The organism is Algoriphagus persicinus (genome assembly GCF_035156415.1).
In the GTDB taxonomy this organism is placed as follows: Bacteria; Bacteroidota; Bacteroidia; order Cytophagales; family Cyclobacteriaceae; genus Algoriphagus; species Algoriphagus persicinus.
Genome location: NZ_JAYEEY010000001.1, coordinates 69,667 through 91,218 on the forward strand (window position 1 = coordinate 69,667; position 21,552 = coordinate 91,218).

At 40.9% G+C, this 21,552-nt stretch carries 17 protein-coding genes and 1 pseudogene; 4 read left to right on the forward strand and 14 right to left on the reverse strand.

Features of this window, described 5'->3' with window-relative positions:
• Positions 1-40 precede the first annotated feature (40 nt).
• Positions 41-379: a tRNA-binding protein gene (locus tag U3A58_RS00275; protein WP_323821370.1), complete on the forward strand. Its 339-nt coding sequence runs from the start codon at positions 41-43 to the stop codon at positions 377-379.
• On the opposite strand, the gene U3A58_RS00280 is transcribed toward U3A58_RS00275, so the two are convergent.
• The 6 genes from U3A58_RS00280 to U3A58_RS00305 form a co-directional block, all read right to left on the reverse strand.
• Entirely contained in the window at positions 376-1,206 is an 831-nt protein-coding gene (locus tag U3A58_RS00280) for a Rossmann-fold NAD(P)-binding domain-containing protein (protein ID WP_323821371.1), read from the reverse strand. The two genes, U3A58_RS00275 and U3A58_RS00280, sit on opposite strands and share 4 nt — an antisense overlap.
• A 176-nt stretch (positions 1,207-1,382) precedes the next feature.
• Entirely contained in the window at positions 1,383-2,009 is a 627-nt protein-coding gene (locus U3A58_RS00285; protein ID WP_323821372.1) for a sterol desaturase family protein, read from the reverse strand.
• A 117-nt stretch (positions 2,010-2,126) separates the two neighbouring features.
• A complete protein-coding gene (gene bshA / locus U3A58_RS00290) occupies positions 2,127-3,263 on the reverse strand; it encodes an N-acetyl-alpha-D-glucosaminyl L-malate synthase BshA (protein WP_323821373.1) in 1,137 nt (378 codons plus the stop codon).
• 318 nt (positions 3,264-3,581) lie between these two features.
• Complete coding sequence (locus U3A58_RS00295) at positions 3,582-5,297, reverse strand: GMC family oxidoreductase (RefSeq protein ID WP_323821374.1); 1,716 nt, start codon at positions 5,295-5,297, stop codon at positions 3,582-3,584.
• Positions 5,290-5,862: a gluconate 2-dehydrogenase subunit 3 family protein gene (locus U3A58_RS00300; RefSeq protein ID WP_323821375.1), complete on the reverse strand. Its 573-nt coding sequence runs from the start codon at positions 5,860-5,862 to the stop codon at positions 5,290-5,292. The genes U3A58_RS00295 and U3A58_RS00300 overlap by 8 nt, the downstream gene beginning before the upstream one ends.
• A gap of 117 nt (positions 5,863-5,979) precedes the next feature.
• Positions 5,980-8,028 carry an alpha-L-fucosidase gene (locus U3A58_RS00305; protein WP_323821376.1) on the reverse strand — a complete coding sequence of 683 codons (2,049 nt, stop codon included), beginning with the start codon at positions 8,026-8,028 and terminating at the stop codon, positions 5,980-5,982.
• Positions 8,029-8,278: 250 nt separating this feature from the next.
• Here U3A58_RS00305 and U3A58_RS00310 point away from each other — a divergent pair, with 250 nt between their 5' ends.
• Complete coding sequence (locus tag U3A58_RS00310; RefSeq protein ID WP_323821377.1) at positions 8,279-10,519, forward strand: TonB-dependent receptor family protein; 2,241 nt, start codon at positions 8,279-8,281, stop codon at positions 10,517-10,519.
• 269 nt (positions 10,520-10,788) lie between these two features.
• Here U3A58_RS00310 and U3A58_RS00315 read toward each other — a convergent pair whose 3' ends face one another.
• From U3A58_RS00315 to U3A58_RS00330, 4 genes and pseudogenes are all read right to left on the reverse strand, one after another.
• The gene (locus U3A58_RS00315; RefSeq protein WP_323821378.1) at positions 10,789-12,696 is read right to left on the reverse strand and encodes an ABC-F family ATP-binding cassette domain-containing protein; all 1,908 of its coding nucleotides are present in this window, start codon (positions 12,694-12,696) and stop codon (positions 10,789-10,791) included.
• 76 nt (positions 12,697-12,772) lie between these two features.
• Complete coding sequence (locus U3A58_RS00320) at positions 12,773-13,807, reverse strand: Fic family protein (protein ID WP_323821379.1); 1,035 nt, start codon at positions 13,805-13,807, stop codon at positions 12,773-12,775.
• A 471-nt stretch (positions 13,808-14,278) separates the two neighbouring features.
• A pseudogene (locus U3A58_RS00325) lies at positions 14,279-15,196 on the reverse strand (DUF4221 family protein).
• Positions 15,197-15,259: 63 nt separating this feature from the next.
• Complete coding sequence (locus tag U3A58_RS00330) at positions 15,260-15,490, reverse strand: hypothetical protein (RefSeq protein WP_323821380.1); 231 nt, start codon at positions 15,488-15,490, stop codon at positions 15,260-15,262.
• A 136-nt stretch (positions 15,491-15,626) separates the two neighbouring features.
• On the opposite strand from U3A58_RS00330, the gene rlmN reads away from it, so the two are divergent.
• On the forward strand, positions 15,627-16,694 hold the full coding sequence (rlmN, locus tag U3A58_RS00335; protein WP_323821381.1) for a dual-specificity RNA methyltransferase RlmN: 1,068 nt from the start codon (positions 15,627-15,629) through the stop codon (positions 16,692-16,694).
• A gap of 59 nt (positions 16,695-16,753) precedes the next feature.
• The gene (locus U3A58_RS00340) at positions 16,754-17,230 is read left to right on the forward strand and encodes an outer membrane beta-barrel protein (protein ID WP_323821382.1); all 477 of its coding nucleotides are present in this window, start codon (positions 16,754-16,756) and stop codon (positions 17,228-17,230) included.
• Positions 17,231-17,348: 118 nt separating this feature from the next.
• Here the strand turns inward: U3A58_RS00340 and U3A58_RS00345 are convergent, their stop codons facing one another.
• The 4 genes from U3A58_RS00345 to U3A58_RS00360 are packed head-to-tail and all read right to left on the reverse strand — an operon-like array spanning position 17,349 to position 21,336.
• Positions 17,349-18,287 carry a rhomboid family intramembrane serine protease gene (locus U3A58_RS00345; protein WP_323821383.1) on the reverse strand — a complete coding sequence of 313 codons (939 nt, stop codon included), beginning with the start codon at positions 18,285-18,287 and terminating at the stop codon, positions 17,349-17,351.
• Positions 18,288-18,289: 2 nt separating this feature from the next.
• Complete coding sequence (locus U3A58_RS00350) at positions 18,290-19,081, reverse strand: rhomboid family intramembrane serine protease (protein WP_323821384.1); 792 nt, start codon at positions 19,079-19,081, stop codon at positions 18,290-18,292.
• Between the two features lies 1 nt (position 19,082).
• The gene (gene mutL / locus U3A58_RS00355; RefSeq protein ID WP_323821385.1) at positions 19,083-20,930 is read right to left on the reverse strand and encodes a DNA mismatch repair endonuclease MutL; all 1,848 of its coding nucleotides are present in this window, start codon (positions 20,928-20,930) and stop codon (positions 19,083-19,085) included.
• A complete protein-coding gene (locus tag U3A58_RS00360; protein ID WP_323821386.1) occupies positions 20,923-21,336 on the reverse strand; it encodes a hypothetical protein in 414 nt (137 codons plus the stop codon). Before U3A58_RS00360 ends, mutL begins: the two co-directional genes overlap by 8 nt.
• Between the last annotated feature and the right edge of the window lie 216 nt (positions 21,337-21,552).

Consider the following 21,552-nt stretch of genomic DNA (forward strand, 5'->3'; position numbering starts at 1 on the left):
GTTTTATAAAAGATCCTTAAAATTAAGAAAAAAATCCACTATGCAAACGGTTGACTACAAAGATTTCGACAAAATAGAATTGCGTGCAGGCACTATTATAGATGTTGAACCATTCGATAAAGCTCATAAACCAGCCTATAAAATTTGGGTTGACTTGGGCACGGCACTAGGTTTAAAAAAATCCTCAGCCCAAGTAACTGAACACTATAAGCCCGAAGATTTGATCGGTCGGCAAGTGCTGTGCGTATGCAATTTTGCACCTAGGCAGATTGCTGATTTTATGTCTGAAATTTTGATCACAGGATTCAGCGACGAAGAAGGGAGTATAATACTGGCTTCCGTGGATAGACCAGTTCCAAATGGGACTCGATTACACTAGTTTTCTTTGGAATAAGGAAAGTCTAGCGGGTTTGGGAATTCAAACTCAAAGCCTGTACTGAGAATTTTTGAACCAGACACCAAGCGATCATCGCCCTCGAAAGCATTTTGATAGCTTTTAGGCGGTTCAAACCCTAGGTCAATAACATTCTGTTCATACACTTTCTTCCGCAGCGAATGTATAGGTGCTACGCCATTATAGATTTCATTCCAAAGATCATTTCCAATGATCCATGCTAGCATTCTGGCAGCATCATTTCTGTAGATATAGTTCACCCGAGTGTGACCTACGACATTCTCTCTACCTGCTATATATTTTCCTGGGATCCTATCATCCCCTAGCAAGCCACCAAATCTTACTATAGTCAGCTCATAATTTCTATCCTTTGAAAACAGTAATTCACCATGATAAATCGTTTCATTTCCAGGGAGGAATTTATCAAGATTTTCTGTTTCTGTATAGGCATCTTTACGGTTTTCTTTCGGATATACGCCTGTACTTGATACGAATATGATTTTCTTAACTGCAGACTGATCTACCATGCTGCGCAAAAACTTGATTTGCTCCAAATAAAACTTCCCGTCAGTTGAGCGGGATCTAGGAGGAATATTGATTACTAATACTTCACTAGTAAATAACTTTTGAAAGCCATTACCCTGAGGGAAAGGAACAAGTGAAAACTGAATAGCCTGCACACCGAGACCTAAAATCTTAGCCTGCTTTTCAGCCGAAGTGGTGCTTCCAACTACCGTGTGTCCTTTTACTTGAAGAAGCTGGGCTAAGGGCAAACCAATCCAGCCTAGGCCTATTATCGAAATTTTAGTCATTGTACTTAAAGAAAAAAACACTCATGAATTAGAACTTCCTGCCAAACGAACAGGCAGACTCTAAGTGAGACCATTATCTCTAAACTGTGCTACTCAGTGAAAACGTCCGTGCCCACAGTGACTATAATAGCCTTTTAGAAAAAACTTTCCCAGAACAATTAGGAGGTTGATAATATTTAGTCCTTTCTGGGAATCGTGCCCAGTATATAATCCCACAACGGCGTACTTACTCCAAAAGCCACATCGGGATCTTTGTAATGATGAATCGCATGGTGTACCCAAAGTACTTTAAAGAAGTTTTTTGGTGGCTGTACGGCATGTACCAAATAGTGTATCCCCAAATAGAGCGCATAACCTAGCAAAAAACCCGGCAAAAAATAGAATGCCAAATCTCCCATAATTAATTTGAATATTAGGTATAAAATAGCAGCATAAGCAGCGCTCACAAATGGAGGCATTGCCAATCTATCTTTATCCTTAGGGTAGTCATGGTGAATTCCATGAACAGTATACTGCAATTTGTCTTTAATAGGAGTGTTTGGCTCCATATGGAAAAAATGCTTGTGCATCATGTATTCCACCAGTGTAAATCCAATATATCCAACTACAAATAAAAGAATAGCTGTGCCTACGCCAACAGATGTTTTCTGAATTCCAAAGTAAATAGAAATTCCCCCTAGAATGATGAACATGGTAATGGGCACTAATATGTTTGTTCTCGAAATTTTTTCCAGAATTGGGTTTGAGAAAATCTGGGCTGTACCAAAATTATCCGGCTTATCCAATCTTCCTATCTTTTTCATACGCTACTGGTTCTAATTTTACTAAAATTTCTGAGGCCCAATTAAAAATCTACATACAAAGATAATTTAAAACGCCCTTTTGTCACTGTGAAATTCATGACAATAATCATTTTTTAATCAAATCTGTGCCATTGTTGATTCAATGGTCTTTTGATAATAGGAAATATAATGTGGTAGAATATTAGAAATATCAAATTCCTTCGCTCTTTCAAGTGCATTTTTCTTGAAGGTCGGAAGATTAGCATCGTCCAATATGAAAAGGGCTTTTTCTTTCATGTAGTGAATATCCCCAATTTTTGAGACAAAGCCAGTGACTCCATCTATATTTAGCTCTGGGATACCTCCTGCATTGGAAGTGAGAATAGGCACTTCACATGCCATAGCTTCCAGCGCAGCAAGTCCGAAACTTTCCTTTTCGGACGGCATCAAAAATAGATCAGCAACAGAGAGTACTTCTTCTACCGCATCGAGTTTTCCAAGAAAACGGACATCATCACAAGTGCCCAATTCCCTACAAAGTCGCTCCATCTTATCACGCTCTGGACCATCACCTACCAATAGTAATTTTGCGGGGATTTCTTTTCGGACTTCATAAAATACCCGAATTACATCCTCTACACGCTTTACTTTTCTGAAATTTGAAGTATGAACTAATAGTTTTTCGCCATTAGGACAGATTGCTAATTTAAAATGCTCCTTCTTCTGGCGTTTAAATCTTTCCAAATCAATAAAGTTTGGAATCACTTCGATTTCCCGATGGATATCAAAAAAAGCATAGGTCTCCTTTCTCAGATCTTTCGAAACTGCCGTGACCCCATCTGATTGGTTAATGCTAAATGTTACCACCGGCTCATAGCTCGGATCTTTCCCTACCAACGTAATATCGGTTCCATGAAGTGTGGTCACTACAGGAATTTGAATCCCCTGTGTTTTTAATATCTGTTTTGCCATATAAGCAGCAGATGCATGCGGAATGGCGTAATGAACGTGAAGAAGATCAAGTTTTTCGTATTTTACTACGCTCACCATTTTGCTGGCTAGAGCCAGTTCATAAGGGGCATGTTCGAAAAGTGGATAGCTTTTAATATCTACTTCGTGATAGTATAAATTTTCGCTAAAAAAATCTAATCGGCTAGGTTGCTTATACGTGATGAAATGAACTTCATGACCGATTTTTGCTAGACCTTTACCAAGTTCTGTCGCTACTACTCCACTACCTCCGAAGGTCGGGTAGCAAACAATGCCTATTTTCATGTGTTTATAATTTGTTTTTTTAAGGTCACATAGCCTGTCCCGAACTCGATTCGGGAGAATCTCGCATTACGGATAATCATCACTCCGTGTGCCGACTTCATAATGTTTTGGGCTGGTTTATTAACCTGTTTTTTAACACGCATTAACTCCAAAATTGTTCACTTTGGAGAATAAATATCTGATTATTAGAGATTTTATATTGGAAATCACTGTAGCACAGTAGTATTAGGCTGTCCTTGTTGAGCAGAGCATCAAAGAAAAAACCCTTGAAAATCATGATTCTCAAGGGTTTTTTCATCTCCAATTCACTTTTTGTGGTTAATTTTTACTTTCATTGACAGCATGATGTGCTGCTCTGGCAGCAAATGCCATATAGGTCAGCGTAGGATTCTGCGTAGAAGTAGATGTCATTGAGGCTCCGTCTGTAACGTACACATTTGGCACGGCATGAAGCTGATGGTTTGCATTAAGCATGGAGGTTTTTGGATCCTTACCCATTCTCACTCCGCCCATTTCGTGAATATCCAAGCCGGGAACTCTGTGATCATCACGAACAGAGATGTCCGTGAAACCCGCCTTGTCAAACATTTCTGAAATTTGCTCCTGATAATCAATGATCATTTTCTCATCATTATCATCATAGTCCACATTGAATTTCAACGTTGGAAGGCCATAAGGATCCAGTTTCTCCCTATCCAATGCAATAAAATTGGATTCTTTGGGAATTGTCTCCCCCATCATGTGCGAACCCACCCTCCAAGGCCCATCGGGTGGAATTCGATTCAGCATATTATTTTTTAAATCCATCCCTACTCTAGCGTCAGCGACATAGCCCCCACCACGATAAGCACTAAACCCTCCAGCATAGCCACGAAGGAAGCCAGTCTCCTGATTTTTCACGTTTCTGAATCTAGGGATATAGCCACTGGTAGGGCGGCCACCCGTGGTGGTATGTTCCATAAAGCCTTCGTAGGATGCGCTTACACCAGCTCTATAATTGTGGAAAGCAAAATATTTACCCAGCACTCCACTGTCATTGCCCAAACCATTCGGGAATCTAGCAGAAGTAGAATTCATCAAAATAGCATTGGAATTGATTGCAGCAGCGTTTATGAAGATCACATCAGCATAAAATTCTTCCACTTCTTTGGTGTGCGCATCTATCACTCTGACGCCGGTCGCTTTACCTTTTTCATCATCATAAATCACCGAGTGAACTACCGAATCTGGTCTCAAAGTCACATTTCCGCTTTTCAAAGCCCATGGAATAGTAGAAGAATTACTACTGAAATATCCTCCAAAAGGACATCCGCGCTGGCAGAGGTTTCTATTCTGGCAGGATGCGCGCCCTTGGGCAGTAAATTCCGGTCTTGGCTCATGAATGTGGGCGCAGCGCGAAGAGATCATGTGACGGTCACCCCCATAAGTCTCCTTCAGCTTTTGAGCGAAATGTTTCTCAACAATATTCAAATCGTATGCTGGCAAAAACTCTCCGTCTGGCAAGGTATCAAGCCCATCTCTATTTCCTGATACACCTGCAAATTTTTCTACATGACTGTACCAAGGAGCTATGTCTCTGTAGCGAATCGGCCAATCCACAGCAAATCCATCCCTAGCTGGACCTTCGAAATCATAGTCAGACCAGCGCTGAACCTGCCGCGCCCAGAGCAGAGATTTTCCGCCTACCTGATACCCTCTGATCCAGTCAAATGGTTTTTCTTGGATATAAGGCTGCTCGGCATCTTTGGCAAAAAAATGCTCAGAATCCTCTCCAAACGCGTAACATTTGGATACGATTGGGTTTTCATCAAGAACTTTCTGCGGAAGTCTGCCTCTATGCTTGAATTCATAGGGGAGCATATTGGTGGTGGGATAATCCTTGATATGCTCTACATTTCTTCCCCTTTCGAGTAGGAGAGTTTTCACTCCTAAGTCACCGAATTCTTTTGCCGCCCATCCTCCGCTGGCTCCTGAGCCTACTATAATTGCTTGATATGTTCTTTCTTGTTTATTACGGATATTCAGATTAGCCATTGATTCTAGGTTTTTGAATTTCTGAGATTAGTGCTGCACCATTGTAAGGGCCAGGGATCAGTGAATAAGGAATAATTTCGGTCTGAATGTACTCTGAGGCCATGTAGCCTTGCATCGTGAGTCGCTTAGTCGTATTTAAAAAATACGAGACAGCTTTATCCATTTCTCCTGCAGCGGCCTCCGCTGGCTGAAGATCTATTCCGGTTTGGATCAGGCCTTCTTTCTCGATGGTGCTCAGCTTATCAAATTTTTTCCCAGTTATGTTTTTTGCATAAGCAGGAAACGCCGCAAGGCCATTTGTAAATTGAAGTTGATCTTCTTTTTTCATACAATCATTCACCATCACCAGAATAAAATCAGGGACTTCCACTTCCAGTGCTCCTTTTAATTCTCCAGATGGAATAATTGTATCGGATATTGCTCCCAAGAGTTGCTTTTGCGTAGCAGTAACCTTGAGATTGTCATATGCGGCCAGGATGTCATCTGAACTGAAATCGCAGGAAGGAATGAGTGCCATTCCTCCAGAAATCAATGCAAGATGCCTTAGGGCTATTCTTCTATTCATGATTTTTTAGATTTTGGGTGAAGTGAATCAGGGGGGCGGTAATGTAACCAAAATGATATTTATTTGCCATCTAATTAATGTGGCTGGTAAGTGATCTTTTACATTCGCACTCTTTTCCTACCTTGTAATAACTCCGATCTCCGCAAATGTGGCTGGATTGTCATCAGCAGTTTTTGTGGCTTTCAAGCGAATAAACTTTGCTTTTACTTTATCAAAGCGGATGGTTTGCTCGATAGGACTATTGACTATATTCGAGAATTCTCCAGAGGAAACAATTGTCCAAGATTTACCATCAGTACTTACTTCAAATACATAATTGGTAATAAACCCACTCGGATATCTTCCTTGCATTGGCAAATACGTAAAGCCTGTGAGAGATACCGTCCCTCCCAAATCAACGGTCAGGTTATTGTTCTCACTAGTAAAATAAGATCCTGCATTTTCGTCAATTGCTTTCACGGATTGCTGGATAGAGCCAACCCATTTCGCTTTGGAAAGATCAACGTCAATTCGGAGAGACTCACTTTCCTCTTTTAACATAGGATCTACAGAAATAACCTGCAATGTACTCGCCTTATCAACTTGGAAAGGCGCTACATATTTTTGGCTTTCCGTACTCGGCTCTGATCCGTCCAGCGTATAATAAACTTCCAACCCTTCATCTGGAGAGTTCAATGTTACTTCTCCAGTGATAGCCCTAGAATAACTCGGAGCAAGCAAAAGCTTCGGTGCATTGTAAATTCCGATTTTTGAGATCACTGGAATGTCCTTTCCGTCAGTGAATCTTACCCGGATTTTCGAAGCTGAGACATCAGGAAATGGAAGTATTCTTTTATGCCCAACTGTGGTTCCTTCCGTGATTTTCTCCCAGTTGCCATCTGACTCTTTCTCTAGCACAAAAGCCTTCACCCGCTGACCAAGAGGCGTGTATTCTTGAATCAATAGTCTGTTGAATGTGGTTTTTGATCCAAAATCAATAGTGATCTCTCCTGTTTTTCCACCATCTGGAGTTGTCCAGTACGTTTCGTAATCCTCGTCTTGTACGTTTTTGGCTTCATATCCACTTCCACGCTCCACATCAGCACTTACGCTTGCTTTTGCCACGAGATTTACTGCAAAGTCTTCTTTAATCTTTTCGCCAAACTTCAAAATCGCCTCCACATCATTTTCATGAATCAAACCACGGGTGTCCACAGGGAAGTTGATCAACAATGAGCTATTTCGCCCAATACTCTTATAATAGATTTCCAATAATTCAGGAAGCGTTTTGACCTTGTGATCCTCATATTTATGATAATACCACCCTGGACGAATAGAAACATCAGCTTCCGCTGGTACCCAATGTGTGCCGTTCTCTTGTCCAGTTGCATATTTTTCCGGATATTCTGGCATGCCTGCATAGACTGAGTCTCGCATCAAATTGGACCAAGTAGTCTCGTAGGCAAAGCCATGTTCATTTCCTACCCATCGCACATCAGGCCCACCATCACTAAACATCATCGCGCCAGGTTGCAATTCACGCACAAGTTTGTAAGTATTTGGCCAGTCGTAATACGTTAATTTATCAACTTTCCGAACCTCATTCGCACCTCCATAATAACCATCTCCTCCATTGGCGCCATCGAACCAGACTTCAAAAATATCCCCATAATTGGAAAGTAATTCTGTAAGCTGGTTTCTCATATAAGTGATGTATTCCGGTTTACCATAGTCAGGATGGTTTCTATCCCAAGGCGAATAATATATACCGAATTTTAAACCGTATTCCTTGCATGCTTCAGCCAATTCCTTAATCAGATCGCCTTTTCCATCTTTCCAAGGACTGTTTTTGATAGAATGCTCCGTGTAAGCTGAAGGCCAAATAACAAAGCCGTCGTGATGCTTTGCTGTGATGATCAATCCTTTCATACCAGCTTCAGCGGCTACTTGTGCCCATTGCCTAGGCTGAAGGTCAGTTGGGTTGAACATTTCAGGTTTCTCATCTCCAAAACCCCACTCTCTATCCGAGAATGTATTCATATTAAAATGCACAAATCCGTAATATTCGAGTTCTTGCCATGCGATTTGTTTTGCATCTGGAATTGGGAGGACCGGGCTTGGTGGGGCCACTTTTTCTTGACAAAAAGTAAGTATCAGCAAAAGTGCTGGCCAAAGTATTTTTTTCATGTGATAATAATTGTTTTTCAAAAGTCATAACCTGTCCCGAGACGAAGGAAACGGGATGGAATCTCGCATACATACTAATCATCCTAGTGTGTGACGCCAGCGACATGCTCGATTTCATAAGGAAGGTTTAAGCCCGAATACTACCAATTTTGTATGGGAATCGAAAGCTGAAAGTGATTTTGGGGGCTTGAGAATGACCTTTGGTGTATTCATTTTTCCAACTCAGCCCAAAAGCCATTAACTTGCCAGTATGAATAAAACTTTTACATTGATATTTCTACTGATTTCCACATTATGTCAGGCTCAGATCCAGATCAAAGTAGTGGATGCGAAAACACAAAATCCCTTGGAGAATGTGCGAATTCGACCCAGAACTGGCAAATCCCAAATCACTAATTCATCAGGAATTCTAGCTTTTCCTGGTTCGGAAAATCAGATTTTTACATTCTTCAAATCGGGGTATGAAGCTTTCTCTGCAACATTTGGAGTAGGGGAGCATGTAGTACAATTAATCGAAAAATCACTTATCCTATCCGAAGTCACTGTTACAGCATTCGAATCAGAGCGACCACTTTTGGAGCAATCTGCCGCCATAGCGGTGGTGTCCGAGCAAGACTTCAATCGGTTCAATGAAACTTCCATTGTCAACTCATTCAATACTAAGCCAGGGATTCGTATTGAAGAACGTGCTCCAGCTAGCTACAGAATTTCCATTCGAGGCAGCTCCCTCCGGGCACCATTTGGTGTTCGAAATGTGAAGGTATATTGGAATGAAGTTCCTTTCACTTCCCCAGATGGCACGACTGCGCTGAACCTCCTAGATCTCGCCAATATCCGTAATGCCGAAGTAATTAAAGGCCCTTCGGGAAGTATCTATGGAGCAGGTAATGGTGGCGTAGTGAATCTCTATAGTCCTGCAAATCCAATGGGAGGAAGAGTATCAGCTGATTTTATGGTGGGGGATTATGGTTTGACCCGTTATAGATTGGGAGTTTCTCAGCAAGTGGGAAATGGCGGATTTGAGGCGTCTTATGTTAGCCAAAAAGCAGATGGGTATCGGGAGCATTCGGCGATGGATAGACAAGTTTTTCAGTTGGGGGGATTTTTCTCTGTTTCAGACAAGCAGGAAATACGAACCCAACTATTGATCTCTGATCTGGATTATCAGATTCCCGGTGCCTTAAATGCCGCTCAGTTGGCGGAAGATCCTACTCAAGCTAGACCTGGATCAGTGAACCAAAACAGTTCTATTTCCCAGCAGTCTGTCTTCGCTTCGATCGGCCAATTGTATAGCTTTTCAGCGAAGCTCAAGAACTCTACCACCCTATACCTGAATACCAATGACTTTGAAAATCCATTTATTCTGGATTACAAAAAGGAATTGGGCTTTGGATTTGGAGGAAGGACAAAATTCACTTTTGATGGAAAATTGGTAGGGAAAGACCTGAGAATTATAGCTGGGGGCGAATACCAGACCAGCTTGACGGATGCACAGAATTTTGGAAATGTCAATGGTGTAGCTGATACAGTGCGGTTTGCAGATAAACTTCGAGCCAGACAAGGATTTTTGTTTCAACAAGCAGAATGGAATTTGACAGAGGACCTTATCGTGACTTTCGCACTCAGTGAGAATTTCAGCAGCTTGGAAATAGACAGACAAATCGATGCTTCAGGAGGATCAACTGGACTTCAAGAAAGAAAATTCGATCCAATTGTAGTTCCGCGTTTTGCGCTGAATTATCAGTTCAGTGACTATTCTGGAGTTTTCGGCAGTATCAGCAGTGGTTTTTCTCCTCCGACCATCGATGAAGTCCGCACCAATGAAGGAAGCTTAAATCTTACCCTAGAAGCTGAAAAAGGGATAAATTATGAAGTAGGCTATAGAATGGGGAAAGGAAAATTGAATCTGGATTTGACTGCATTTTATTTCAAACTAGATCAGACGATAACAACTTATACCAATTCTCAAGGTGTAGTATTATTCAGAAATGCAGGATCTACTGATCAAAAAGGAATAGAAGCTGCGATTGATTATGCGTTGATCCGAAATGAAATGGGCTTTATAAATGATTTAAAAATCGGAACAGCATTCACGGGGCATTACTTTAAATTTAATGATTACCAGAAAGGAGAAAATGATTTCTCTGGAAATGACCTGACAGGAGTTTCTCCAAACACGGTAGTTACCCGTATTGATCTTCGGACTTCACCAGGATTCTATGTGAATTTAACCCACCAATACGTGGAAGAAATCCCGCTCAATGATGCGAATACAATTTATCAGAATGCATACAGTTTGGTCAATGCAAGATTCGGTTGGGCTAGAAGTTTTGCGGGAAAGTGGGAATTGGAAGCTTTTGCCGGTGTGGATAATTTGCTGAATGAAAGCTATTCGCTTGGTAACGACCTCAATCCTTTTGGCGGAAGATATTACCAGCCAGCACCGACTAGGAATTGGTATGGTGGGGTGAAAGTGGCATTTTTGTATTAGTAGCAAGTAGCTAGGTATCAAGACATAAGATTATAGAGGCAAGACTCAAGAATTTGGCAATTCCCCCTTGGGCTACTCCCCTTGTTTTGGAAACGAGAAACTTGTTAAAGAGGGCTGAGGGGATTTATTGAAAAGTAGTAAGTAGCAAGACACAAGATATTAGATTTTGACGTCATCGTGAGTCGCGAGGTTCGAGCGAAGAAGCAATCTGTTTGTTATTATGTGATTGCTTCACTCCTGCGTCGTTCGCAATGATGCTAAATTCACAATTACTCTATCCCGTCTAGCTCACTTAATTCCAGCCAAGTCAATTCTAATTCTTCCAGCTCAGCATCGATTTCCCCCATTCGATTGGATTGCTTGATCAATTCCTCATGATCATCGATGCCAGCCGAGATTTTTTCGGTAATGGTAGATTTTTCCTTTTCCAATTTAGCCATGGCAGCATTCACTTCCTTGAACTCATTCTTTTGCTTAAAACTGGCTTTTGCCTTAGTTGGAGCGTCAACTTGATTTTTGGTAGCTACTTCTTGCTTCTCCTCTTTAATCTCTTTTCCCTTTTCTCTAATCTCTTTGCCACCATTCTCCTTTTCTGTCTCACGGAACTCAGAATAATTACCAGGGAAATCAGAGATCTCGCCCTCTCCTTCAAAGACAAACAAGTGCTCCACCAATCTATCCATGAAATACCTGTCGTGAGAAACGATGATCAAACAACCTGGAAAGGTATCCAAAAACTCTTCCAGCGTGTTCAACGTCATCAGATCCAGATCATTGGTAGGCTCATCCAGAATCAGGAAATTAGGATTCTTGATCAAAACCATCAGTAGCTGAAGTCTTCTTCGCTCTCCACCACTGAGTTTTGCGACTGGCGTATGTTGTTGCTTTGGAGGAAATCCAAACTGTGTCAAAAACTGAGAAATAGTGATGGTAGCACCACCTGCAATAGTCACCACTTCGGCTACTTCTTTTACAATATCCAACAGCCGCTTTTCCTCATCAAAACTACTTTCTTCCTGTCGGTAATAGCCAAAAGCGGTGGTCTGCCCGATGGCAACCTTTCCTGAATCAGGCGACATCTGTCCTGTGATCATATTCAGGAAAGTGGTCTTTCCGGCACCATTTGGCCCCACTATCCCAATTCTGTCTTTCTTTTTGAATGTATAAGAGAAATCTTTTACAATGGTTTTGTCGTCAAAAGCCTTGTTTATTTTTTCGATTTCAATGATTTTATTTCCAAGCCGCTGAGTAGTTACAGTCAATTGAATATCACGCTCTTCACGTTTCTGAGAGGCTTTTTCTTTGGTGTCTTCGAAAGCATCCACACGGTATTTAGCCTTGGTACTTCTTGCTTTAGGCTGACGGCGTATCCAGTCTAATTCCTTTTTGTAGAGGCTTTTGGCTTTTTCAAGCTCTATATCCTCGATCTCCATGCGCGCTTCTTTCTTGTCCAAGAAGTAGCCATAGTTTCCTTGGTAGCGATGTATTTTTCCCTGATCGAGTTCAAGGATTTCATTGGTTACTTTTTCCAAGAAATATCGATCGTGAGTCACCATAAACAGGGCAAGATTGGCTTTTGCCAAATAGTCTTCCAGCCATTCGATAGTTTCTAGATCAAGGTGGTTAGTAGGCTCATCGAGAAGCAACAAATCCGGTTTTTCCAAAATGGCTTTCGCCAAAGCTACTCGTTTACGCTGCCCTCCAGAAAGAGTTCCCACTGGAAGATCGGTATCATGAAGGCCTAATTTTCCCAGTACTTCCTTTACTTGATATTCAAAATCCCAAGCTTGAAAGGCATCCATTTTCTCAAATAATACTGACATTTTATCAGAATTATCAATGCCGCGTTCAGCCTCTAGCATTGCCTTGTGATAATTTTCAATCACGTTGAGCACTTCAGAATTACTTTGGTCAAAGATGGTCTGGTAAATGCTCATTGTGCCCTCAAAAACCGGGTTTTGGTGTACATAAGCCACTTTTATCTGCTGATTGGTGCCAACTTCACCTGTGTCAGGTATCTCCAAACCCATAATGATTTTCATCAGGGTGGACTTACCGGCACCATTGATGCCTACAAGGGCGATTTTTTGACCCTGGGAAATGCCAAAAGATATATTGGAAAAAAGCTTGCGCTCACCGAACGCTTTACTGAGATTTTCGACCGAAAGGTAATTCATGCCGCAAAAGTAAGGAAAAGGCAGGCAAGATTTGTTTAATCTCTTACAAGTTAATCGGAGGCTTTACTTTAGAAGATTAAAAATAAGTGTTTACTGCGAACTCAGCTTGTTCAATAAATAGACTTTTCATTGCTGTAATATTGGTTTGTTCATAGAAAACCAGCATTGCTTTTTTATAGTCTAGTGGATCTACAGTCCGAAAAGAAAGGGGACAATAATTTGCTCCAATCAAAACCCCATTGGATAGGATTCGAGAAGTTCTCTTATTTCCATCAGCGAAAGGCTGAATATAGGAGATTAGAATTAAGCTTAAAAAAGCCTTTTCATAAATTGATTTTTTGGAATTTACAAGATCACAAGTTTTATCCAATGCTTCTCTTATTTCAAATTCATTATCAAGAGGATTATAATTAGTGCCTGTGATCCCAACTCTCCTTCTTCGGATATTCCTATTGATGTCCAATTCCTTGACCAATAGGCTATGCACTTCTTCAATAAGTTTTAGTGATAAAGTTGCCCCATATTGAGGCTGTTCCACGAGGAAATCGATTGCTTCTTTATGATTGAGTAGCATGACCGCTTCTTCTTTTGATTTTCCAGCAGCAGTCTTTTTTTCTTTCAGCAGCTGTTCCGTTTCTAAAAGTGAGTACGTATTCCCTTCTATTTGCGAAGATTTCCAGCTTAGGTCGATAGCCAGTCTTTCCATCTCTTTTTGAATTTCCAATGAAGTCAGTTCCAGTGTCTTATTCTGGAATTTGGAATGAAGATTAGAAAGGTGGATTTGCTCTTCATCAGTGAAGAGTGTTGTTCGGTTTAAGTTGTCAAAAACACCAAAGTCAAACCTTCCTTTTATCCTTCTTTCATCCTGTTCATTAAGAAAGTAGGAATCCATCTCTATAGGGAAAATGATTTCCAATTTTGGAGAGGAAGTGTAAGTAGTAGCTTTGCCCTTTCCAACTGGAATAATCCAATCTTCTTTGACTAAATCAGCAACAAGCCGTTTGAGAGTGGATTCACTTACATTTAAACCAGAATTGCTCATGATTTGAGCCCGTGAAACCTGTTTGCTTTCATGAATGAAATCCAAAACGATTTGATGATTCTTTTTCATTGATAATAGGTTCGGCTCAAAATATACAAAAATACGGCTCAATATTATTAGTAATTGAGCCGTATTTTAGGATTTTTATGTTTTTTTGAGCCGATTGCTCCGAGCCATTTTTAAAGAGCAAATAGTATAATTTTTAAGGTAAGGTCAATTTTACTTTTATTACCTATCAATTGCTGCCAACCAAACTATCCAAGGTTGAAATTTTTCTCGCCTTATAGTAACCAGTGAGCCATATAAAATCAGTTATCAACATTCATAAGTTCAAACAACCTAAACCTAAAGGGATCTTCTACTACTGTAGGATTATAAGGGTTATTTATTGAAATGTATAAGCCTTTTTTCTGTGATGAATACATTATTTAGCAAATATATTTCATCCTCAAAATAGCGTTCTGTGATAAGCCCTAAGGATTCATTAAAAACTTGGACAACGAATGGGCCGGGGCTTTGTCGTAGCTTTATAAGCTCTTCCTACTTTGTGATTTGGATTGTAGGATAAGCAATTCTGTAGTAGACTTTGCGGAATTTGTCATTCAACAAGGATTCATATCTAGAAGAACCAAGAAGATATTGGTGCGTTTCCAGTCGTGCACCATCTATTGGAAATTTTGGTAAATATTCGTCTAGAAATTGACTCTTTCCTTCAAATGACTCCAGCATCCCTGAATTACTTTTTTTGAATATTCTATGATCCCCAAAAATCGAAAACACGGTGTAATTAGAATGAAAAACTATGCTTGGTTCAAAAAGTTTTAGCCCATTAGAAAGATAATTCTCAGGATATTCTAAATCCTCCACCTTGACATTTCCAGAATTTAAATTAACAGAATAGGCCATGGATGACTTCGAAAGAGCCTCTTCAGTCATTGGTCTATAATTTCCCGAAATATGCGTTTTTACTGTCAACTCGTCGTTTCTAAATATTGGAGGACTAAGTAAATAGGAATTGTGAGCAAAGGAATTAGAATAACGATCTGGAGCATTATATTTAATTCTGTTTTAAATTTTACAAGTAGTGTCTGCTAATACGATTACTGATGTCATTTGAGTAAAGAGAAATATGCTGTCTAAAGTATGTACATAAATCCCAAAAATACTTCCAACACCATTTGGCCCTTCTTGATCAAAGAGGATTTCTTTATCTTTTGTATTAGATGTCAAATCAAAAAAGTGCAAGGAATTTGTTTTCCAATTTACATTTATCAGATTCCCGTCTTTATATACCAGGCCCATGCTGATATTTGGTGTGTTCTGATCAATGGGTAGAATTAAAACTTCCTCGGAGGGGTGCAGCACTAAAGCATTTGACTTCTTAGATATTCCTTGACAAGAACAAACTATTGAAGTTATGGTATAAAACAATACTATAGATTTTTTGGATAATGTCATTGATTATTTACAAAGTTCGCACATAGAATAGAAAATTGGCTGCTATGATAGCTAGCCAAGTACTTACCTCACTTTATTACTCGGGGGGCAAATTTCACCATCTTCACATGGAACTGGCTCGGGTGGAGGACAAATCTGATTCACACAATTGTCAAATCCTTGAGTTGGACAAAAAGTGGCAGGGTAGTAGGCTTCGAAACATTCTCTTATTTCTTCTTCGGTCATTGCATTTTGCGGAATAAAAAAGGCAAGGCTTAAAGCAAATAACCCAATCCCTAAATTTACTTTTTTCATGTGTTTATAATTTAAATTTCCGTCAAGTCTTTCCCTCAAATGGGAATTGAAAGTTCTTGATTCTAAAATCTTGGTTCTCTTATCTTGATACCTTCATCCAGCTACTTGCTACTCTGAAAAGTCTTACCTTTGCGCTATGGAAGCAATTCAGAAAAAAGACATCCGTAAGCTATCTCTGACCCAGTTGGAAGAATTCTTTTTGGCTCACGGGGAAAAGAAATTCCGCGCCAAGCAGGTGTATGAATGGCTGTGGAATAAGTCTCTGAAGAACTTTGATGATATGAGCAATATCTCGCTGAGTACGCGGGAAATGCTCAAAACGCATTTTGAAATCAACCATATTCAGGTTGATCTGATGCAGCATTCGAATGATGGAACTATCAAAAATGCAGTAAAACTCTACGATACTATGATTGTGGAGTCAGTTTTGATTCCTACGACTAAGCGAATTACGGCCTGTGTTTCTTCTCAGGTTGGATGCAGTTTGAGCTGTAACTTTTGTGCAACGGGAAAATTGAAGCGCATGCGAAACCTGAATCCTGATGAGATCTATGATCAGGTGGTGGCTATCAAAGATGAGGCGGAAGAATATTTCCAGCGTCCCCTGACCAATATTGTTTTTATGGGAATGGGTGAGCCGCTGCTAAACTATGCGAATGTGCTGGAAGCGATAGATAAAATCACCTCTCCAGAAGGACTGGGAATGGCTCCTCGAAGAATTACTGTTTCTACTGTGGGTGTGACCAAAATGATCCGTAAGCTCGCTGATGATGAAGTTCGCTTCAACTTAGCAGTTTCGCTTCATTCTGCAATCAACGAAACCAGATCTATGCTGATGCCTATCAATGATACCAATCCTGTAGAGGAATTGGGAGAATCATTGAAGTATTGGTATGAAAAAACCAAGCGCAAAGTCACCTACGAATATGTGATCTGGGATGGGATCAATGACGACGAAAGGCATGCCCGGGCTTTGGCAAAATTCTGTAAAATCATCCCTTCCAAAGTCAATCTGATCCAGTACAACCCAATCGACGAAGGAGAATTCCGTCAGGCTAAGCAAGAAGCCGTAGATATGTATGTGCGAATATTAGAATCTCAGGGAATTATTGCCAAAGTCAGAAAATCCCGAGGTCAGGACATCGATGCTGCCTGTGGACAGTTGGCGAATAAGAATGAGGTGGCTGAACTGAACACTCTATAGAATTTGCTTTCTACGCTAAAGTCAACTAAATTCTTTTCTAATTTTAACATTCTCAAAATATGCGAAAGGCTTTATTGATTTTTTGTGCAGTTTGTATGATCTCATTTGCCTCAGCTGCGCAGTCACAGGAGCAGGGAAATATGCGGCTTCATGGCTATGGGACTTATGGATTACGATACCACAACTTTGGAGCAGGAGCAGGAATCGAATATTTCTTTGCGGACAAATTCGCGCTGATGCCGAGTTATACATTTGTTTTTCCCGAAGTAGGTAAGGAAAGTAATTTCAGTGCCGATTTGCGCTATTATGTATCCGATGGGCCTTCTCAGATGTATTTCATGGCGGGCTATAGCCAGACTTGGGTAGATACCCAACCAGATGGGGCAGGCACGAAAAGAAATCAGAAGGGTGCAAATATTGGGGTGGGAGCGTATATACACTTGACAGAATTTATTGGCTTAAGTACAGAATTCCGTTTCCAAAGCCCACATCCTAGAGAAGTTGGATTTAGGGTAGGATTGGCGATTCCATTATAAGTGAGTAGCAAGTATCAAGACATTAGATTTTAGAATCTAGAGCCTAGATATAAGAATCAAGAATTGGAGAAGATTTAGAAGTCAACGAACGGTTACGTACTTCCGTCTTCGGTCTTTTCTACTTTTTCGAAAACTCAAACAATTTCCGCTTCTCATCCTTATTCAGCGCTTCGTAGCCCCGATCAGCGATTTTGTCCAAGATCTTATCAATTTCCTCCTGAGTTGCTTCGTCTGAACCAACCTGCGTAGAAGTAGATTTTGATGCTTTTTTGAAAGAAGAGAATCCGCCACCACTAGTGGTTTTTGCTTTACGGTAGGAGACTTTTACATTACTTTTTCTCCCGGAGAAGAGATCCTCAAAGAAGATTCCGACTCTCTGCACAGGCAGTCCCCAATCGTTTCCTTTGCGAAGCTGAACGATGTATAGATAGCCCAGCAATGCTCCACCTAGGTGCGCTAGTTCGCCACCTGCATTTGCTCCTGCGGAATTGGCAAAGGAAAGGATCACATAGAATATTGCTATGTATTTGATCTTCACAGGACCGAGTAAAATCAAGAAAAAAGTAGTATTTGGGCTCAGCGTAGCTGCACCGACTACAATCGCAAAGACTCCTGCACTCGCACCAAGCATCAGAGAACCATCAACAGACTGGCTGAAATATGGAGCCAAATTATAAATCAATACATAAAATAGTGCTCCTGCTAATCCCCCAAGAATGTAAAGATTGGCAAGTTTTCGGCTTCCAAGAAACTGATGAATCAGCTGACCAAACCAAAATAAGAAAAGCATGTTGAAGAGAATGTGGAATATTCCCTCATGCAAAAACATGTAGGTGAAGATGCTCCATGGCTGGAAAGCTAGCTTAGGTAGAGACGCTGGCATCATTAGATAGGACAGAGCGATAGAATACAAGTCTCCCAATCCTCCGATGGTCATAAATACCCGAAAAATAAGCACTACAAAAAACACCAAAATGTTAATGGCAATCAGCTTATAAAGACTGTTGTTGCTGTGCTTAAAAGCGTTTCGAAGATTATCCCAAAAGTTACCGTGCATAATTAATAAAAACTGTTTCTGTCTTTTTTCCAGAAGTAAACTAAAACACCACCAATCACCAGTCCGCTGAGATGGGCAAAGTGCGCAACGTTATCCAGCGGATTATTCACAAATACGTTATATATGGTGTAAAGGCTGTAGAAAAGCACCATATATTTTGCTTTGATAGGAATCGGCGGGAAGAGTAAAAATAATTGCGTGTTGGGGAAAAGCATCGCAAATGCGATCAAAACCCCGAAAAGAGCCCCTGAAGCTCCCACCATTGGAACGTTTCCCTGAACCTCCAAAATTGCGTCTAAAGTTTGATTAGCCTGGCTGATTTTATTTGGGTCATCTGGGTTGCGGCTATAATCATCCACAAAATCGAATACCGTCCGCTTGAAAAACCCACGGTTTTCCAACACCAATTTATTGAAGGAGTCTGGATCAGGATTGTTTTGGAACATGGCCACTTTTTCCTCCAGATTATTCATTTTGTAGGCAGTATATCCTGAGTAAAGAACCCCTGATCCTATACCACACACCATCCAAAGGATTAGTAGTTTTTTTGGCCCCAAAAACTGCTCTAGCAAAGGTCCGAAAATCAGCAAACCGAACATGTTGCCGAACAAATGCCAGAAATCTGCATGCATAAACATGTAGGTCAGAAACTGAAACGGCTTGAAATAAGGGCTATGAATGTAGTAAAGTGCAAACCACTGATTCAGCTGAGGAAAGATAAACTGAGACACGATAAGTAATGCCACATTGATAATAAGTAGATTTTTAACTACCGGTGTAATATTTCTAAACATGCTATTTGCCGAAGAAGGAATGAATACTGGTTAAATCTAATTTCACGAAGGTTTTGTTTCCTCCTAATCCATAATTTGGATTTTGACAGGCAAAGAGCTGCCCAACCAAAGTTTCCATTTCTTGTGAATTCAGTTTTTGTCCTTTTTTCAAAGACGATTTTCGCGCCAAAGATCGCGCTAGATTTTCTCTAGTATCGAGCGAAAGCTCACTTTTGAAATGTTTGTATTGCTCAAGAAGCCCTTCGAAAAGCTCCTTTTCATTTTTAACGGGGATATCTGCCGGGACTCCTTGAATAAGCACTGTGTCTTTGCCAAACTCAGAAACCATAAAGCCCAAACTGTGAAGTTCTGGCATAATATCCATCACCAAGGCATAATCAGAAGGACCGAGATTGACGGTAGGAGGGAAAAGGCATTGCTGAGAAGTGCCTTGAGCGAGTTTCAGCTGGCGCAAATAGCGTTCATATAATATCCGCTCATGAGCTGTCTGCTGATCGATGATCAGAAATCCAGTGGACAGCTGAGCGACTACATAGCTTAGCTCTACTTGAAAAGTAGCTCCCGTGGCTTCGGTCTCAGCTGGTCCAGGGATAAACTCAGTGTTTTCGTCTGGCTTTGCTCTACTTTCAAAAGTTAAAACTTCTGTTTCATCGGTTTGAGTGAACCGATTGATATCTCTGGTTGATGGTTGGTTTCCTTCAAATAATTTTTCCCAGCCAGAAGTACTTGCTTGCTTGAATTCTGGGGTATTGAATGATTTGTAGCTGTATTCTCGATCCACCTGAGCTTTTTTCTCTGGGTCCTTATCCCACTTTTCGTTGAAATTCACATCCAAGCTGAAGTCAAGAGAAGGAACTACGTGATGCGCTCCCAAAGCCTGTTTAACTGCAGATCGAAGGACCGCATAGATCGTGCGTTCATCGTCAAACTTGATTTCGGTTTTTGTAGGATGGACATTGATATCAATATGAGTAGGGTCGATTTCCAAAAAAAGCACATAGAATGGATGCTGATCCGGCTGAAGCAACCCTTCGAAAGCTGAGCTTACTGCGTGATTAAGATAGCTGCTTCTGATGAAGCGATTGTTTACGAAAAAAAACTGTTCGCCGCGGGTTTTCTTGGCGTTTTCAGGCTTACCAATATAGCCTTTCACATTCACATGCGGCGTCAGCTCCTCACAGGGTACGAGTTGCGCTTGGTAGTTTTTACCAAAAATGCCCACAATTCTTTGGCTGAGCTTTCCTGGCGTAAGGCTGTAAACTTCCAGATCTTGCTGAAATAGAGAAAACCCAATTTCAGAATACGAAAGTGCTACCCGCTGAAATTCATCCACGATGTGGCGCATTTCTACAGGATTTGACTTTAAAAAATTTCTTCGGGCAGGAACATTGTAAAACAGATTTTTCATGGAAACCGATGTTCCCACATTCCCTGCGAATGGTTCCTGTTTTTTCACATCGGAGCCTTCGATTTGTATCAGCGTTCCGAGTTCAGCTTCGGCTTGCCGGGTTTTCAGTTCTACCTGAGCCACCGCAGCAATGGAAGCCAGAGCTTCCCCACGAAATCCGAATGTTCTGATGGAAAAAAGATCTGCTGAACTTCTGATTTTGGATGTGGCATGCCGCTCAAAACTCATGCGGGCATCAGTAGCGGACATGCCTTTTCCGTTGTCTATTACTTGGATAAGTTGCTTTCCGGATTCTTTTACCACCACCTGTACTTGGGTAGCGCCAGCGTCCACCGCATTTTCAAGTAGTTCCTTAAGTGCGGATGCTGGTCTTTGAACTACTTCTCCTGCTGCGATTTGATTAGCTATCGCATCGGGAAGGAGTTGGATGACATCACTCATATTTCTTCTTGGGTTTTAGCCTGAAGAAAAAATAGATCGCAGCTCCAAGTGCAATCATATACGCCATGTATTCAAATATCACTGGCCCCATATACACATAGCCGAAGATTGACCCAAGGAGTAATAGAAAAATGAGTGTTCGGATCATGGCTGTGGAGGCAAACATGTTAACACCACCTCGCTCTTTTATCCCCTTATGCTGAGCAAAAGAACCCCGAATACCAGCGCCATATGAGCCAATGTCACGTGAAGTCCCATCACTTTTGTCCAAAAGTCCCTGAGCTTCCAATTCCTTTTTGATTTGGGAGGTTCTTTGTTCGATCTCCTCCCGCACAGGATCGTAATATCTAGGCTTGATATCAAATCTCATTGGGGCGGCTGTACGAAAGACGGATGGGAATTTCATGTGTTTATAATTTTATTTTTAATGGGCACATAGAATCTCGCATGGGGAATAATCATCTCTCTGTGTGTCGCTTTAGACATGCTCGATTTCATGACGTTGTAATTTAAAATATAACTTTCACGTTAAGTAAAAGCATACTGGGAGAATAAGTTCCGGCAGATTGACCTGATATCAAATTTATGACCTTTTTAACCTGATTTAGGGCAATATGTTACC

Coding starts and splice junctions, on each gene's coding strand:
- U3A58_RS00350 (WP_323821384.1), bottom strand. CDS start 19,081: ATGTTTAGAAATATTACACCGGTAGTTAAAAATCTACTTATTATCAAT.
- U3A58_RS00280 (WP_323821371.1), bottom strand. CDS start 1,206: ATGACTAAAATTTCGATAATAGGCCTAGGCTGGATTGGTTTGCCCTTA.
- U3A58_RS00360 (WP_323821386.1), bottom strand. CDS start 21,336: ATGAAATTCCCATCCGTCTTTCGTACAGCCGCCCCAATGAGATTTGAT.
- U3A58_RS00320 (WP_323821379.1), bottom strand. CDS start 13,807: ATGAAAAAGAATCATCAAATCGTTTTGGATTTCATTCATGAAAGCAAA.
- mutL (WP_323821385.1), bottom strand. CDS start 20,930: ATGAGTGATGTCATCCAACTCCTTCCCGATGCGATAGCTAATCAAATC.
- U3A58_RS00300 (WP_323821375.1), bottom strand. CDS start 5,862: ATGAATAGAAGAATAGCCCTAAGGCATCTTGCATTGATTTCTGGAGGA.
- U3A58_RS00310 (WP_323821377.1), top strand. CDS start 8,279: ATGAATAAAACTTTTACATTGATATTTCTACTGATTTCCACATTATGT.
- U3A58_RS00315 (WP_323821378.1), bottom strand. CDS start 12,696: ATGAATTACCTTTCGGTCGAAAATCTCAGTAAAGCGTTCGGTGAGCGC.
- U3A58_RS00305 (WP_323821376.1), bottom strand. CDS start 8,028: ATGAAAAAAATACTTTGGCCAGCACTTTTGCTGATACTTACTTTTTGT.
- U3A58_RS00275 (WP_323821370.1), top strand. CDS start 41: ATGCAAACGGTTGACTACAAAGATTTCGACAAAATAGAATTGCGTGCA.
- U3A58_RS00330 (WP_323821380.1), bottom strand. CDS start 15,490: ATGAAAAAAGTAAATTTAGGGATTGGGTTATTTGCTTTAAGCCTTGCC.
- U3A58_RS00340 (WP_323821382.1), top strand. CDS start 16,754: ATGCGAAAGGCTTTATTGATTTTTTGTGCAGTTTGTATGATCTCATTT.
- U3A58_RS00285 (WP_323821372.1), bottom strand. CDS start 2,009: ATGAAAAAGATAGGAAGATTGGATAAGCCGGATAATTTTGGTACAGCC.
- U3A58_RS00345 (WP_323821383.1), bottom strand. CDS start 18,287: ATGCACGGTAACTTTTGGGATAATCTTCGAAACGCTTTTAAGCACAGC.
- U3A58_RS00295 (WP_323821374.1), bottom strand. CDS start 5,297: ATGGCTAATCTGAATATCCGTAATAAACAAGAAAGAACATATCAAGCA.
- bshA (WP_323821373.1), bottom strand. CDS start 3,263: ATGAAAATAGGCATTGTTTGCTACCCGACCTTCGGAGGTAGTGGAGTA.
- rlmN (WP_323821381.1), top strand. CDS start 15,627: ATGGAAGCAATTCAGAAAAAAGACATCCGTAAGCTATCTCTGACCCAG.